The organism is Streptomyces sp. NPDC048483 (genome assembly GCF_040651455.1).
Taxonomy (GTDB): Bacteria; Actinomycetota; Actinomycetes; order Streptomycetales; family Streptomycetaceae; genus Streptomyces.
In genome coordinates, this window is the sequence record NZ_JBEZJZ010000004.1 from 142,818 (window position 1) to 158,987 (window position 16,170).

The window sequence follows — 16,170 nt, forward strand, 5'->3', positions numbered from 1 at the left end:
CCAGCGTTTCCCCTCAAGTGCACTTGAGGTCAAGGGCTGTCCTTGCCCCCACGCCGGGGCGCGGCTACGGATAGCCGACCTTCACCGTGCCGATGCCCAGCGTGCTGTGGTGCGGCAGATAGCCCGCCTCGAAGGCGGCGGCGAGGACGGGCTTGAGGAGCTGGGCGAGGCGTTCGGCGTGGGAGTGGCCCAGGGAACGCCAGGGGCCGGCGGCCAGGCGGTCCGTCAGGCGTTCGATCGCTTCGCGTTCCTTGCGGCCGCGTTCGGTTGCGCCGCCGTCGGGGCCCAGGCAGCCGCGGGCGACGAGGCGGTGACGGGCCTCGCGCCACTCCTCGGCGGTCCAGCCGCGCCCGGCGAAGTCGGCGGCCGGTGCGGCGCCGATCGCGGCGAACGACACCAGCGCCTCGCAGGGGTCGAGGCCGAAGGTCAGCAGCGCCGCCAGATGGCCGTCGCCGCGGTGCTCGCGCAGGACCGTCGCGGCCTGCCAGAGCACCAGGTGCGGCGCGTCGGGCCAGGGCAGATCGCGGTTGGCGGCGGCCAGCGGACGCGCCGCGGGCCCGGCGTTCTCGGCGGCCTGGCGCGCCAGCCGGGCCGCCTCGGTGAGCTGGCCGCTGGTCAGCCGGTCGCGCGTCAGGGTGGTCAGTGCACGGTCCATGGCGAGCAACCGCGCATCCAGCACCTTGGCCGGATCGGCGGTGGTCCAGATCTGCGGCACATGACGGGCAATCAGCCGCGGGCTGAAGCTGTAGTACGTCGCGGCCACCAGCTCCGGGCCGGCCGCGCCCAGCGGGGCCGTCCGCCAGGCGAAATAGCTGGGCCAGCGCGTCGCGACGTCGTAGCCGAGGTCCGAGGCCACCTGGCGGGCCTCGGGGGCGAAGTAGAGCGTGGCGTGCAGCGGCTCGATCCGCTGCCACATCCGGCGGGCGACCGCAAGGTAATCCGACATCGCTGTACCTCTTGGCCTTCACGATGTGTGCGGACAGGGGGAGTTGACGCAGGGCCCGCCGTGGTCCCCAGCGCAACGGAGGTGCGGTGAACCATCCGGTGAACCATGCGATGAAAGGAATTCCCCGATTACGCGCCGTGAATCCAGGCTGAGATAATTAACTCTGGGTAATTGGGCGGCTGTTGGGCGGTCGTTGGGTGCCGGTGGGCTGACGGTGGGGTGGGCGAGGGGTTTCGGCCGTGGAGCGAGACCCCGTGGGCCGGCCCCTCCGGGGGCGCCCGCGTGGGGACGCCCCCGGGGCCCGCTCCGTCACTGCTCCGGATCCGCCGCCTCCGCATCCCGTCCCGGATCGCGCAGCAGCGCACCGATGCGGGCGGCCGTGGTCGACAGCCGCCGACGGGACTCCGTCAGCTGGTCGGGCGTGATGCCGTGGTCGCGGGCCGTGTCCCGGAGGTCGTCGCGGAAGCGGTCCAGGAGGCGCTCGAAGTCCCGGGCCGGGTCACCGGTTGCCGGCTCGGCCGCCCACTCCGGCTCGGCCGCCCACTCCGGCTCGGTCGCCCGCTCCGGTGCCGGCGGTGCCTCGGCCGCGGCGTCGTCCTTGTCCGCGGATTCGTCCTTGGCCAGGTCCACGCGCTCGGCCGTCGCCCGGGGCCCGGCGTCGGCGGCGCCGCGCCCGGCGCCCGGCTGGCCGCCCGTGAACCGGCCCATCTCGCGCGAGACCTCGGACAGCGCCTCGCGCACCGCCCCCGACCAGTCCCCGGTCCGTACGTGTTCCTGGGTCTGGTCCTGGACGCGCCTGATGACCCGCTGGATCTCCTCGCGCGCGAACGCCTGCGCATCCCTGGCCTGCTTACGGGCGCGCTGGGCGTCCTGACGGGCCCGGCGGCTCTCCTCCTTGGCGCGGCGGGCCTGTTCCTTCCACTCCTCCTTGGCGCGCCGGAACTCCTCCCTGGCCTGCCGCCAGGACTCCTTGTCGCCGAACGTGCCGTCGAAGTACTCCGCGGGGTCGGGGTACGGCCGCCCGGCGCCGTCGCCCGCGGCGCCCTTCGTACCGGACCCGCCCGCGCGGGCCTGCTGCGCGGCCTCGCGCATCTCGCGGCGCAGATCCCGCGCCGAACCGCTCACGTCCTCCCGGATGTCCGAGGCCAGCGCCGCGACCGACTCCCGGATCTCCAGCTCCAGATCGGCCAGCTCGCCGCCGCGGTCGGCCAGTTCGGCGCGGCCGGCACGGGTGATGGAGTAGACCTTGCGGCCGCCCTCGGTGGCATGGGTGACCAGGCCCTCGGCCTCCAGCTTGGCCAGCCGCGGGTAGACCGTGCCGGCCGAGGGGGCGTACAGGCCCTGGAAGCGTTCCTCCAGTAGGCGGATGATCTCGTAGCCGTGCCGCGGGGCCTCGTCCAGCAGCTTGAGGAGGTAGAGGCGGAGGCGGCCATGGGCGAAGACGGGGGGCATGCTCAGAGCACCTTCTTCCCGGCGTCGGCGGGCGGGTCGGCGGGCGGGGTGGTGGGGGCGGCCGCGGCGTCCTGGCGGTCCTCGAACGCGGGGCGGCGCAGCAGGGCCAGTCCGCCGGTGACGGTGGTGGCCTTGAGCCGGCCGGTGCCGGCGCCGAGGGTGCCGGTGATCTGCCGGGGGCCCCAGCCGCTGACCCGCAGGTCGTCGAAGGCATTGGCGACCGAGCCGGTCGTGGTGTTGGCCTCCACCTTGGCGTCGGCCGGGTCGGGCAGACGGATGGCGACCTCGCCGGAGACCGTCGTCAGCTGGATGCCGGCGCCCTTCGCCAGGGGTTCCAGGTCCAGGGTCATGTCCCCGCTGACGGAATCGGCGCGCACCCCGCCCCCGCCGCCCTCGATCACCGTCAGATCGCCCGAGACGGAGTGGAACCGCAGGTCACCGGTGACGCCCTGGGCCTCGACACCGCCCGATACGGTCTCCGCCCGCACCGGGCCGGTCAGCCCGACGAGGGTGGTGTCACCGGAGACGCCGCGGATGTCCGTACGCCCCGAGATCCCCGAGACCACCGTGCTCGCCCCGACCACGCCGATCTCGACGCGGGTGGCGGCCGGGACGGTCACCGAGACCACGGCCCGGCGGCTCCAGCCCTTGCGGTCGAGGAACTTCAAGAAGCCCTTCCAGGGGAGGTCCTCGTACGCGAGGGAGAGGGTGCCGTTGTCGTACGAGACGGACAGCGGCTCGCCGTGGATCTCGCCGACCTCGACGCGGGGCGGGCCGCCGTCCGAGGTGCCGACGACATTGACGGTGCCGCCGGCCATGCGCACCTTCAGGGCTCTGACAGGCTCGGTGAACTCCAGCTTGCGTGGCTCGGAGACCGACCACTCGGTCCGTGCTGACATTCCGCGCCTCCCCTGGCCGGGCGTGCACACGGACAGGCGTGCAACGCAACATATCGTGTCTTCGCTAGACACGATATATCGCGGTAGGGGGAAGTCAAGAGTGTGGAGCCGCGGTGCGGTGCGCCCCCTCGGCCGTCCGCTCCTCGTTGGCCGCTACTCGTCGTCGTCCTCGTCGTCCAGCCGCGCCAGCCAGGTGGCCAGCCGCTCCACCGGGACCTCGAAGTCCGGGTTCAGATCGACGAACGTCCGCAGCTGATCGGCCACCCACCCGAGAGTGACCTCCTCCTCGCCGCGCCGGTTCTCCAGCTCCTCGATGCCACGGTCAGTGAAATACACGCGCTCTCCACCAGGGGTCATGGGACATTCCCGGCCAGGATAGGCAGGCCCACGGACCTCTCGCGCCACAGTCGCCCGCGGGCTAGCCTGATCGTCTGTCAACGGTCCTGCGGTAATGGGGAATTGCCGCCTAGGGGGAGCAGGAGGCCGTGATGCAAGATCGCGCGCAGTACATCGAGCTGCCCGACGGTACGGGGATCTGGGCCCGGGTCTCCCGGCTGGACGCGCCCGGCCTCGACGGCTGGGACGGTGCGGAGGGCGAATTCGAGGACGTCGGCGCCTGGGAGGCGCTCGGCGCCCGGGTCGAGGGCCTGCGCGAGGTGGTCGGCGGCGTCGCCGCCAGCGTCCGCGAGGCCACCGCACGGGTCGCGCCGGACGAGACCAGCGTGACCTTCGGGGTGGAGGTCTCGGCCAAGCCCGGCAAGGCCGTCGCCCTGCTCGCCGACGGCGAGGCGAAGGCCAACCTCGCCATCACGCTGACCTGGCGGCGCGAGGACGGCGCGGCGGACCCCGGGCGGCCCGCACATCCCGGCCCGCCGGCCGGCCGCCGGGAGCCGGATGAATCGGGCCGCTGATGGCGACCGGGGACGGCCCGGCCCGTGCCCACGGTGACCGGGCGGGATACACGGAGCTGCTCGAACAGGCCGGGCGCACGACCGTCGGACTGTGTGCCGCGCCCGGCACCAAGGAGACCGGGCTGTGGGGGAGCGGGGTGCTGATCGCCCCCGGCTGGGTGCTGACCTGCGCCCATGTGCCCGCACCACACGACGGGCGGCACCGCGAGATCGGCCCGGACGGCGTCCTCGGTGTCGTCGTCGAGGGCCGGGCGGTCGCCGCGCGGCTGGAGTACGACCTGAGCCGGCCCGCCCCGGCGGCCGGGCCCGCCGCCGCCCGCGCCGATCTCGCGCTGATCCGGCTGCTCGACCCGGCCGTCGGCCACCCCTGCGCCTGGGTCAGCGATCAGCCGGCGACCCTCCTGGAGGACGCGTACATCTTCCGGGGGCACGAGGAGACGGGGGCGGCCCCGGGGGCGGGGCCGGAACGCGTACTACGTGAATCCGGTTGCGGTGGCCGGGACGGCCAGGAACGTCGCGACGGTCGCGACCACGGTGCGGCCACCGGCCCCGTCGACCCCTTCATCGCCGTCCGGTTCGGCGCCCGCGACGCCCGCGGCCTCCAGTTCGGCAGCGACGTCCGGGTCACGCCCGGTGCCTCCGGCGGGCCGCTGGTCGAATGCGACCGCGGCGAGGTGGTCGGCATCGTCAAGGGCAGCCACCGGCAGGACCACCTCGGGCTCGCGGTGCCGGTCACCGCGCTGCGCGGGCTGGGCCCCGAACACCTGGCGGCGGGCGCCGCGGGCCTGGGACCCGACCCGTACCACGCCCTGCTGGGCCTGCACGACCGCTGGCACTGGAGCGGCCAGGACCTCGGCCGCGGCGGCGGGCCCACCTGGTTCGACGCCCAGCACGCCATCATGGCCGGACGCGGCCGCCTGTGGGGCGTACAGGAACGCCTCCAGGCGCTCGACCTGCTCGCCCACCTGCCCGCACCCCGCGACCCGCTGGATGTGGAGGAGGCGGTCGGCAATGCCCTCGACCGCGCCGCCGGGCCCGGCGCCTGGATGCTGCGCACCTGGCGGGACGGCCACGGCGCGCTCTACCAGGGCAGCGACCCGTACACCGAACTGCGCGCCTTCGTGCACTACCTGCGCATCGTGGCGAAGCTGACCGCCGACGAGGTCCGCGAGGTCCCCGGCGAGGAAGCCGCCGCGGTACGCGAGGCAGCCGCCCGGCTCGCGGATTTCGTCCAGGCCAAGGCGGTGGTGCTGCGGCCGGAGGACCGGCGCAGGATAGGGCCCGTACGGCCCCGGCCGCGCTCCGTCCTCGTCGAGTTCGAGCCGCTCTTCTTCTACGACGAGGCCGGGCACGAGCTGTTCAACTGGTCGGTCAGCGAGGGCTACGGCCGCGGCCAGTGGCTGCGCGTCGACGTCCGGGAATCCGACGGCGGCGTGCCCTTCGAGCAGGCCCGGGACGAGGTGCTGCGGCGCCTCGGCGCGCGTCTGCTGCGTGCCGACGGAGAAGCGGGGCCGGGCGCCCGGGTCCGTCTGGAGGTCGCCGTCCCCGAAGGCCGCTGGCACACCCCGGCCGATCAGTGGGAGGTCGCGGTCTCCACCCGGCGCACCGCCAAGGGATGGCCGGTGGGCCCCCGGCGCCCGGTGGTGCTGCGCGACCAGGCGCGCCGCGACGAGGTCGATCCGGCCTGGCTGCGCCGCTGGCAGGGCATCACCGCCGCCCGTGAACTGCGCGCGCTGCGCCTCCCGCCGCAGAGTCCCTCCGGCGGCGACGGGGGTCCCCCCTGCGCAGGGGGGACCCCCGGGCAGGGAAGCCGAGAGCCCGGGGGAGGAGCGGAGTGCGTGCGGACGGGGCCGGGCTCCGCCGAGGCGCTGCTGCGGCTCCTGGAGGGCGCGGACGACGGCACGCTGCCCGCGCTCTGCCACTCCGTGGCCGACGGCTTCGGCCGGGAGGCGGTCGGCATCGCCCTGGACAGCGGCTTCCCGGCCGGACTGTGGGCGTCGTCCGGCCATGGCGCGCGGGAATGCGACGCCGCCTGCGAGGAGTTCCACAGCGGAGTACGCAACCTCCTCCAGGGACCGGGCGGGGTCGCGCGGCTGCCCGAACTGGTCCAGGAGCTGCGCGCGCACGCCGCCGGTGCCGCAGCGCGGGACACCCACTGGGCGCGCGACCTGGTGCTCCTCTACGACGACCCGCTCGACCCGCTGCCCAAGCTGTTCGCGGACCGGCCGCAGGTGTCGCCCGAATGAGCCCCCCGGCGGGCCGCCATGAGCCCCCGGCGGGCCGCCCACGCGGGCGGTTTCCGTACGCCGTGCCGCGCTTCCCGCAGCCGCCCGCGTCCCCTCGCACGCGCCCGGCGCCCGTGCCGTCGACGGGCGCCCTGCCGAGGCAAGTGGCGCCCCGCAGGCGGCACTTGGCGCCCGTCCGTGAGAAACAACGGAGACCGGAAACCGCCCCGTGACCTTCCGTACGGCTGGGTACTGTCATAGCGTCGTGGGAGATGAGTGGGAGATGGTGATGCCCGCCCGGCGACGAGGAGTTCCGACGTGAGCGACTGGCTCATCTACCGTGGCGCGGGGGCACCGCACGACGGAATCGATCACCTTCCGCCGCCCCCGCCCTGGCGTGATTTCGACGGCGGGCCGCTGGTGCCGCCGCCCGCCGCCCTCGACCCCGCCTCCGAGCGTCGGCTCGGCGTACGGCCCGCCGAGGCCCGCCACCACCGGCCCGGCGAGACCGAGCGCGAGCTGGTCAACGCCGCCCTCTACCTGCGCCGGCCGCTGCTGGTGACCGGCGCCCCGGGCAGCGGCAAGAGCACCCTGGCCCACGCCGTCGCCTACGAACTGGGCCTGGGCCGGGTGCTGAGCTGGCCGGTCGTCAGCCGCAGCACGCTCCGCGACGGCCTGTACGCCTATGACGCGATCGGCCGCCTCCAGGACCTCCAGATCGCCCGCGCCGCACCGCAGCGGCCCGAAGCCGGCCAGGAGGCACCGGACACCGGCGACGAGCCCGGCGGCGGCATCGGCCGTTACATCCGCCTCGGCCCGCTCGGTACGGCCCTGCTGCCCGCCGCCCGGCCCCGGGTGCTGCTCGTCGACGAGCTCGACAAGAGCGACATCGACCTGCCCAACGACCTCCTGAACGTCCTGGAGGAAGGCGAGTTCAGGATTCCGGAGCTGGAGCGGCTGGCCGGATCCGCCTCCGAGGTGCCGGTGCTCAGCGACGACGGCACCCGCGTGACGGTGCGCGACGGCCGGGTGCGCTGCCGGGCCTTCCCGTTCATCGTCCTCACCAGCAACGGCGAACGGGACTTCCCGGCGCCCCTGCTGCGCCGCTGCATCCACCTCCACATCCCGCTCCCGGACAAGGAGCGGCTCGCGTCCATGGTGCGGGCCCACTTCGGCGAGGGCGCGGCCGAGCGCCACGAAGCGGTGATCGACCGCTTCCTGGACCGCGAACCCGGCGATGTGCGCGCCGTCGACCAGCTGTTCAACGCCATCCACCTCACCCAGAGGGCCGGATGGACGGACGAGGACGAGGAGGAGACCCGACGGCGGCTGACGGCCGAGCTGATGCGGCCTCTTGACCGGACGAGGTGAGCGCAGTGCCTCTCGGGGAGCCTGGCCCGGGTCCCCACGACGGACGCGGCGGACCCGGCGGACCCGATGGACCCGACGGACTCGACGAACTGGTCGGGCGGCTGACGGCTGCCGGTGTGCCGGCCGACGCCCAGGGGATGGCCGATGCCCTCTGGCTCGCCCAGTGGATCACGCCGGACGACACCGACGGCACGGCTGACGCGCCGCCACCGTCCCGCCCGGACCGCCAGGATCCGGCCAGTTTCTCCGTGGGGGCGGGAACGACGGCACCGGGCGCGCGCCGGACCGGTACGGCGGACGCCGGCGAGCCGGAGCCGTCCCACGCGCCCGCCACGGGCCCGCGCCGCCGGGACGCCGAGCTGCTGCCCGCGCACGACGACCGGATCGCCGACCCCGACCACCACCGCCTCGGCGAGGTCGCCGTCCCGATCGCCTCCGCCTTCCCCGGCCTCTTACCCCTCCAGCGCGCCCTGCGGCCCGTCCAGCGCTACCGCCCGCCGGCCGCCCCGCTCCGCCAGGAGCTGGACGACGACGCCACCGCCGAACTCTCCGCCCGTGCCGGCCTGGTCATCCCGGTACTGCGCGGGGTGCACCGCCGCTCCGCCGCGCTGCGGCTCCTGATGGACGGCTCGTCCTCGATGGCCGTCTGGGAGCAGATGCTGCACGACCTGCGCCAGGTCTGTGAACGCGTCGGCGCCTTCCGCGATGTCACCGTCCACTACCTCCACCCGCACGGCCCGGACGTCGGCGTCGCCGCCACCCCCGGCCCCGGCCACCCGCTGCGCCCCGCCGACCAGCTGCACGACCCCACCGGCCATCACCTCACCCTCGTCATCAGCGACTGCGCCGGGCCCCTGTGGCGGGACGGCCGGATGCAGCGGCTGCTCTACCGCTGGGCCGCCGACGCCCCGCTCGCCGTCGTCCAGCCGCTGCCGCAGCGCATGTGGGCGCGCACTCTGCTGCCCGCCGTCGCCGGCACCCTCGTCCGGCACCAGGGCCCCTACCAGGCCCTCGGCTTCCGGCCCGCCCGGCGGCGCCGCCGGCGCCCCGCACCGCCGGGCGCGTCCTTCCCCAAGCTCTCCACTCCTCCCCCACTCTCGGCTCCGCTCGAGCGGGGGGACCCCCATGCGCAGGGGAGACCCCAATCCCCGGCCCGCGAACGCGCCGTACCGGTCCTGTCCCCGACCCCCTCCGCCCTCGGCACCTGGGCCCGCCTGGCCGCCGCCGACGCCGGTCTCTCGCTGCCCGGCGCGGCCACCGTCGTACGGGCCGACCACGGAGCCGAGCCCGCGCCCGAGCAGACGCCCCCGCGCGCCGAACCGTCGCGGATGGTCCGCGAGTTCGACCAGCAGGCGTCCCCCGCCGCCCGGCTGCTCGCCGTCCATCTCTCGGCCGTACCGCTCGCCCTCCCGGTCATCCAGCTGGTGCAGCGCGCGATGCTCCCGCACACCGGCCCGGCGGAACTTGCCGAGGTGCTGCTCAGCGGACTGGTCACCCAACTCCCGCCGGACCGGGGGGTACCTCCCTCCTCCCTGAGGGCCTGGGGGAGGCCGTCGGGGCCGGAAGCGGCGGTGAGCGGCCCCTGGTACGACTTCGTGCCCGGCGTGCGCGACGAGCTGCTGGGCCGGCTGAGCGCGGGCGAGGCGGCGCTGGTCCTCAAGCACTGCTCGCTCTACGTCGAGCGCACCTTCGGCCGCCGCGCCCGTAACTTCCCGGCCGTCGCGGTCGCCATGCTCTCCGGCAGCGGCCGTGAGCCGGAGACCGGGCAGCGGGCCGTCCCCGAGCCGTTCGCCCGGGTCTCCGAGCGTGTCCTGCGCCGCTTCGAGCCCGCACTGCGCACGCCCGACCGGCGGCCGTACGAGCCCGACGGCCCGGCCGCCGAGGGCGCGGCCCTCCTGGAGCGCTACGAGCACGACCGGGCCGTACGCGATCTGATCGAGGCCGTCCGGCTGCTGCGGGCCGCGGCGGTCCGGCTGCCGGTGGCGGGCACCGACCTCGGCCGCGCGCTGCTGCACGCCTGGGCGACCTGGCGGCAGCCCGACGCCCTGGAGGAGGCCGAACGGGCCGTGCGGGACGCGGAGCAGGCGGCGGCGGACGGCGGTGCGGAGGCCGAGCGGACCCGGGCGCTGATCGTGCTCGGCCGGGTGCGGCACGCCCGCGCCGGGGAGCGTCGCGCCGCGGGCACCCCGGCCGAGGAGCGCGCCGCCCTGGAGGACGCCGCCCGCCATCTGCACACCGCCTGCGGGCTGATGAGCCTGCTCGACCCCCGTGTGCTGGAGAGCATGGTGCTGCGCACCGAGGCACTGCGCCGCCTCGCCGCCCTGCCGGAGGCGGCCGGACAGGCGGCGGAGACCGATCCGCTCGACGAGGCCGAACGCTCCCTGACCACCCTCCTCGACCAGTGGCCCAGCGGCCGCCAGGTCCCCGGCGAGGTCCATGCCGCCCGCGGCGGCGTCCTGCTCGACCGGGCCCGCCGCACCGCCGCGCCGCAGCCGGCCGGTGCGCTCGCGGTGCGCGCCGCCGACGACCTGGAGACCGCCGTCGTCCTGCTGCGCCGCCGCGGCAGCGCCGCCGACCGGCCGGTGTGCGAGACGCTGCTGGATCTCGCGGCCGCCCGCTCGCTGACCGGCGGCGCGGCCCTGCCGTCCGTACTGCCCACCCTGGAGCGCGCCCGCGCGATCGCCCATGAACTCGGCGACCCCGCCCTGGAGGCCGACAGTCTGCGGCGGATCGCCGCCGCGCAGAGCGCCGCCCACACCCGTACGGGATCCCTGGCCGCCCTCGACGAGGCCGTCGCCGCGCTGGCCGGCGCGCTCCGTCTCACCGTCCCGGACTCGCCCGAGCACAGCGCCCTGCTCGCCGAACGCGGCGCCGCGCTGCTGACCCGCGCCCGCCTGGAGCCGGCCGCCGAACCGGGAAAACGCCTGGCCAATGAGGCCGTGCATGTGCTGCGCGAGGCACTGGGCCGGGTCGCGCCGCAGGATCCCGCGCTCGCCTCCCACCGTCTGCTCTTCGGCCGCGCCCTGATGCAGCGCTATCACCGCCAGCCCTCGCTCGCCGATCTGCACGAGGCCGACTGGATCCTGGAACTGGCCGCGCGCCGCACGGACGTGGCGTCCGTATCGGCCGAGGCATGGCTGGAAGTGGGCGATATCCAGCGGTTGCTGGACGCCCACTTCGGCTCCCGGGAACACCTCGACCGGGCCGTCGCCTGCTACCGCCGCGCCGCCACCGCGGCCCTTGAGGCGGGCAGCGCCCTGCTGGCGGCGCGCGCCCACCACCGCCGGGGCACGGTCCTGGAAGCCGCCGCCGGACCCCAGTCCGCGCTGCACGCCTACCGCGAGAGCTGGGCGCAGTGGCAGCGCGCGGCCGAGGACAGCGGCCCCGAGGCCCAGCGCACCCGCGCCCGGATGCGCGCCCTCGAAGCCCCCCGCTGACGCCCCTGTGTGCCCCGGCCGAGTGCCTGGCCCTCGGCCGGTGAACGTGTTTCCGTGGACGGGAGTTCGGGAACACACCCGTCCAGCCGGCCCAGAGGAGAGCAGTGTGGCGACGATTGACCGCACCGAACCGGCTGCGGCCGCCCCATGGGCCCCGTCGGCCGAGCCGCTGCCGGATTTCGCGGGGGTGGAGGTGAGCGCGCTGGCGGCACAGGCGGGCCATCCGGTGCTGGGTCGGGTCGCGGAGCTGCTGCTGCGCAACTGGCCGGCCGAGGACGAAGCGGTGGCGTACTACGAAGCCAGCCCCGACCCCAGGTGAGCACTCCCTGACGGACGGGAGAGGCGGTCGGAGGCGCTCATTTTTAGGCAATCGGGTTCGGGAACCGGCCAGTTGTGAAAGGAATTCGGTTCTTGGACCGATAACGGAGCACAAGTACCCCGCAGCAGTCATTCACCAAGCGGGCGGGAGCCGACGGTCCCGGATCCCGGACGTCGGCGAAGGCGGGGACGGCGTGGGCGGACAGAGCGGCCAGAGCCGTCACAGCACAGCCGTACCCTTCCGGCAGTTCGTCCTCAAGATGCACAGCCGCTGCAACCTCGCCTGCACCTACTGCTACATCTACACCGGCCCGGACCGCACCTGGCGCCGCCGCCCGTCCAAGGTCGCGGCCGCCACCCGGCGGCAGACCGCGCTGCGCATCGCCGAACACGCCCGCACCCACCGGCTGCGCGAGATCCGTATCGAGCTGCACGGCGGGGAGCCGCTGCTGACCGGCCCCGGCCCGCTCCTCGACCAGGCCGCCGCCATCCGCGCCGCCCTGCCCGCCGACTGCACCGCCGCCTTCGGCGTCCAGACCAACGGCACCCTGCTCACCGAGCAGCTGGTCGACACCCTGGGCGCCGCCGGATTCCACATCGGCCTCAGCCTCGACGGCGGCACCCCCGGCCTCAACCGCCGTCGCCTCGACCACGCCGGGCGCCCCTCCTGGCCCGCCGTCTCCCGGGCGGTACGCCTCCTGCGGGCCCGCCCCGAGGTGTTCGCCGGCATCCTGTGCACCGTCGACATCACCGCCGACCCCGCCGAGGTCCACGGCTCGCTGCGCGCCCTGGCTCCCCCGATGCTCGACTTCCTCCTCCCGCACGCCAACTGGTCCAGCCCGCCGCCCGCCCCGCCTCTCCCGGCCGGCCCCACCCCGTACGGCGACTGGCTGTGCACCGTCTTCGACCTGTGGTGGGACGGCGGCCCCGGCCCACGGGTGCGGCTGTTCACCGAGATCCTCGGACTGCTCCTGGGCCGGCCCGGCGCCGGCGAAACGGTCGGCCTCTCACCGTTCGTCGCCCTGGTGATCGACACCGACGGCGCCATCGAGCAGGTCGACTCCCTCAAATCCGCCTACGAAGGCGCCACCGCCACCGGCCTCGACGTCTTCCGCAACACCTTCGACGAGGCCCTGGCACACCCCGGCGTCGCCGCCCGCCAGCGCGGCCGGGACGGGCTCGGCGCCCAGTGCCGCCGCTGCGCCCTGATGGCGGTGTGCGGCGGCGGGAACTACGCGCACCGCTACCGCGCGGGCCCCAGCGGATTCGCCAACCCGTCCGTGTACTGCGCCGACCTCGAACGCCTCATCCGGCACATCGCGGCCCGTCTGGACACCGCCGTTTCGCCCGCCCGCCGCCCGCCGCCGCCCTTGCCGAAATCGCCGGCGGCGCGCCCAACTGACGTTCCCCCCACATGACCTGACGCACTGTCGCAGAATGGGGGGACACTTGGGCTATCGTGCAAATCAGCCAGACGTGTACCGGGTCGTCAACAGTCCCGGCATCAGCCTCTGCACGCGCGCACCTCGCATCTCAGGGAGACGGTCGCATGGTCGATCAGTCCGCTTCTTCTGGTTCCGCCGGCTCCGACGAGCACATCACCATCAGCTATGCGGGCTTCGCCCGGCCCTGGGCCGCGTGGATCTCCCACCAGCTGGAAGAGCTCGGCCACGGCACGACCATGCTGCGCTGGGACCCCCAGGCGGACACCGCCCTGGCCGAAGAGCTGACGGGACTGCTGGAGGCCGAGGGCCGGCTGTTGATGGTCCTCGACGACTGGTACTTCCGCCTCGGCCCCAAGACCCAGGAGGAATGGACGACCGCGCTACGGGAAGTGGTGCCGCCGCACGCCGACCGCTTCGCGGCGGTCAGCGTCGCCACCCAGCGGCTGCCCGCCACCGCCTCCCTGCTGCGCCCCGCCGACCTGCGCGACCTGGACACCCGCGAGGCCAAGCGCCGGCTGCTGCAACGGCTCGGCATCAAGTCCACCGGGCGCGGCACGGACGGTGGCGCCCCCGGCGCGCCCCGCTTCCCCAACAACCCGCCCGAGGTGTGGAACATCCCACGCCGCAACAACCGCTTCACCGGCCGCGACAACGTCCTCGAGGAGCTGCACGACAAGCTGGCGGGCACCGGCGCGGGCTCGGCCCCGCCGCTGGAGACCCGTATCGCGCTCTACGGCACTTCCGGCGTCGGCAAGAGCCAGATCGCCCAGGAGTACGCCCACCGCTTCGGCAACGACTACGACGTGGTGTGGTGGGTCAGCGCCACCAACCGCGGCGCCGCCCGCGAACAGCTCGCCGAGCTGGCGGGCCGGCTCGGGCTGCCGGTCGGCCAGGAGCTCGGCGACCGTATCCGCGCCGTCCATGAAGCGCTGCGCATCGGCCGCCCCTACCGCCGCTGGCTGCTGATCTTCGACAGCGCCGACGACATGGAACAGATCGAGGACCTGGTCCCCGACGGCCGCGGCCATGTCCTGATCACCACCCTGACCCGCGACTGGTCGGGATCCGGCAGCGCCCAGGAGATCGAGGTGCTGCCCTTCAACCGCGTCGAGTCCGTCGCCTACGCCCGGCGGCGCGCACCGCGGCTGACCCCGGTGGAGGGCAATCTGCTCGCCGAGGCCGTCCAGGACCTGCCGCTGCTGCTCGCCCAGACCGCCGCCTGGCTCGACGCCAACCCGATGCCGCCCAAGGAGTACATCGAGCTGATCCGGCGCGGCGAGCCCAGCCTCGTCGGCATCCGGATCTCCTCCGACTACCCGATGGCCTTCCAGACCAGCTGGGCCATAACTCTCAACACCCTGCGCGAACGCAGCCCCGCCGCCGTCGAACTCCTCAAACTGTTCGCGTTCTTCACCCCGGACGCCATCCCCGTCCCGATGCTCGCCAAGGCCCGCCGCGGCGACCTGCCCGAACATCTCGCCGACCTCGCCGCCGAGCCGATCAGCTGGAACACCGCCCTGCGCCGGCTGACCGAGTCCACCGCCGTACGCCTGGACTACCAGGTCTCCCGGGACGCCGACCCGGCCGTCGAGACCGCCCAGATGCACCGGCTCTACCACCGCTTCCTGCGCGGCGACATGACCGAGGACGAACGCGATGCGATGTCCGCGACGGCGTGCCGGGTGCTGGTCACCGCCGACCCGCAAAACCCCCACGACACCCGCTACTGGGAGCGCTACGCCGCACTCATCCCGCATCTGGAGACGGCCGGCGTCCTCGACAGCCCCGACCCGGCCGTCCACGGCCTGCTGCTCAACTGCGTCGAATATCTGCGCACCCGCGGTGAGCCCCGGGTGGGTCTGCGGCTATGCGAACTGTTCGTCTCCCGCTGGCGCACCCGCCTGGAACCCACCCACCGCACCATGCTCGTGCTCACCCACCAGCACGCCAACATGCTGCGGTTGCTGGGCCGTTACCGCGAGGCCGAAGCGGTCGGCGGCGCCGTCGTCGACCAGCTCTCCGCCGAGCGCGAGGCCACCGACGCCGATCTGCTGCGCGCCCAGGACGGGCTGGCCGGCACGCTGATGGCGCTCGGCTCGTACGACGAGGCCCACCGCCTCTTCGACGCCGTCTGGCGGGCCTACGCCACCCTGCTCGGCCCGGAGGCCCCGCGCACCCTCTCCTCCCGGCACAACCTCGGCGAAGCCTTCGCCCTGCTCGGCCGCTATGAGGAGGCCCTGGTCACCCACCGCGAGGTGCTGGCCATCCGGGAACGCGAACTGCGCGCCCGGCACCACCTCACCCTCAACGCCGGCAACGCCTACGCCCGGCTGCTCCGGCTGCTCGGCCGCTACCGCGATGCCACCTCTAGTCAGGAGCTCAACGCCCGGCTGCACCTTCAGGTGATGGGCCCGCACACTCCGCAGACCCTGCGCGCCGAACACGATCTGGCGCTGTGCCTGCGCCGCTCCGGCGAGAGCGCGCGAGCCGGTGAGCTGATGGCCGACCTCGTCGAGCGCTCCCGTCAGGTGCAGGGTCCCCGGCATCCCGAGACGCTGATGCTGCGCGCCGACTACGCCACCTTCCTGCGCGAGCACGGCGACCTCGGGCACGCCCGCGACCTGGCCCAGGAGGTCGCCGAGCGGTACCGCGCGCTGGCCGGCGACAGCCACCCGTACACCATCGGCACCACGGGCAACACCGGTCTGGTGCGCGGCGAGTTCGGGGAGCTGTCCGAGGCGCTGGACATCGCGGAGCGGGCACTGCGCGGGATGACCGGGGTGATGGGCGCCGACCATCCCTGGACGCTGGGCTGTGCGCTCAACGCCGCGGCCGCCCGCAGCCGGGTCGACGACGAGGAGGGCGCGGTGGAGCTGGGCCGCGACATCCTGGAGCGGGCCAAGATGATGCTGGGTGACGCCCACCCGCTGGTCCTCTCCGCCAAGACGGCGCTCGCCGAGGACCTGCGCACGCTACGGCGTGTCCAGGAGGCGGCGAAACTGGAGCAGGAGGCCATCGGGCAGCTCAGCGAGACGCTGGGCGCCGAGCACCCGCACACCCTCTCCGCCCGGCGTCGCCGCCGCCCCTACTGGGACTTCGAGCCGCAGCCCGTATAGCCGTCCCCTCCAGGCGTCCCGTCCCCGTACAGCCCGAAGGGCCCGCCCCC

The 16,170-nt window shown here is 74.5% G+C and carries 11 protein-coding genes; 7 read left to right on the forward strand and 4 right to left on the reverse strand.

The annotated features are described in order from the left end of the window. Window positions 1–64: 64 nt before the first annotated feature. The 4 genes from AB0D04_RS03775 to AB0D04_RS03790 all read right to left on the reverse strand — a co-directional run bounded on the left by AB0D04_RS03775 (window position 65) and on the right by AB0D04_RS03790 (window position 3,633). The gene (locus AB0D04_RS03775) at window positions 65–946 is read right to left on the reverse strand and encodes a hypothetical protein (protein ID WP_362699017.1); all 882 of its coding nucleotides are present in this window, start codon (window positions 944–946) and stop codon (window positions 65–67) included. Window positions 947–1,255: 309 nt separating this feature from the next. Next, a complete protein-coding gene (locus AB0D04_RS03780; protein WP_362699019.1) occupies window positions 1,256–2,398 on the reverse strand; it encodes a helix-turn-helix transcriptional regulator in 1,143 nt (380 codons plus the stop codon). 2 nt (window positions 2,399–2,400) lie between these two features. Beyond that, on the reverse strand, window positions 2,401–3,297 hold the full coding sequence (locus AB0D04_RS03785; RefSeq protein WP_362699021.1) for a DUF4097 family beta strand repeat-containing protein: 897 nt from the start codon (window positions 3,295–3,297) through the stop codon (window positions 2,401–2,403). A gap of 153 nt (window positions 3,298–3,450) precedes the next feature. Next, entirely contained in the window at window positions 3,451–3,633 is a 183-nt protein-coding gene (locus tag AB0D04_RS03790) for a DUF6104 family protein (RefSeq protein ID WP_083107384.1), read from the reverse strand. Window positions 3,634–3,785: 152 nt separating this feature from the next. On the opposite strand from AB0D04_RS03790, the gene AB0D04_RS03795 reads away from it, so the two are divergent. The 7 genes from AB0D04_RS03795 (at window position 3,786) to fxsT (ending at window position 16,120) form a co-directional block, all read left to right on the forward strand. Beyond that, complete coding sequence (locus AB0D04_RS03795; RefSeq protein WP_362699023.1) at window positions 3,786–4,208, forward strand: CU044_2847 family protein; 423 nt, start codon at window positions 3,786–3,788, stop codon at window positions 4,206–4,208. Continuing rightward, window positions 4,208–6,454, forward strand: a complete 2,247-nt coding sequence (locus tag AB0D04_RS03800) for a trypsin-like peptidase domain-containing protein (protein ID WP_362699025.1) — start codon at window positions 4,208–4,210, stop codon at window positions 6,452–6,454. Before AB0D04_RS03795 ends, AB0D04_RS03800 begins: the two co-directional genes overlap by 1 nt. Before the next feature lie 297 nt (window positions 6,455–6,751). Then, window positions 6,752–7,804 (forward strand): MoxR family ATPase, encoded by a 1,053-nt coding sequence (locus AB0D04_RS03805; RefSeq protein WP_362699027.1) that lies wholly within the window; start codon window positions 6,752–6,754, stop codon window positions 7,802–7,804. A 5-nt stretch (window positions 7,805–7,809) separates the two neighbouring features. Next, on the forward strand, window positions 7,810–11,241 hold the full coding sequence (locus AB0D04_RS03810; protein WP_362699029.1) for an SAV_2336 N-terminal domain-related protein: 3,432 nt from the start codon (window positions 7,810–7,812) through the stop codon (window positions 11,239–11,241). Between the two features lie 106 nt (window positions 11,242–11,347). Beyond that, window positions 11,348–11,560, forward strand: coding sequence for a YxD-tail cyclophane-containing RiPP peptide (locus AB0D04_RS03815; RefSeq protein WP_362699031.1), 213 nt, complete (start codon window positions 11,348–11,350; stop codon window positions 11,558–11,560). Between the two features lie 193 nt (window positions 11,561–11,753). Then, complete coding sequence (locus AB0D04_RS03820; RefSeq protein ID WP_362699033.1) at window positions 11,754–12,977, forward strand: FxsB family cyclophane-forming radical SAM/SPASM peptide maturase; 1,224 nt, start codon at window positions 11,754–11,756, stop codon at window positions 12,975–12,977. A gap of 131 nt (window positions 12,978–13,108) precedes the next feature. After that, on the forward strand, window positions 13,109–16,120 hold the full coding sequence (gene fxsT, locus AB0D04_RS03825) for an FxSxx-COOH system tetratricopeptide repeat protein (protein ID WP_362699035.1): 3,012 nt from the start codon (window positions 13,109–13,111) through the stop codon (window positions 16,118–16,120). The last annotated feature ends 50 nt before the right edge of the window (window positions 16,121–16,170 follow it).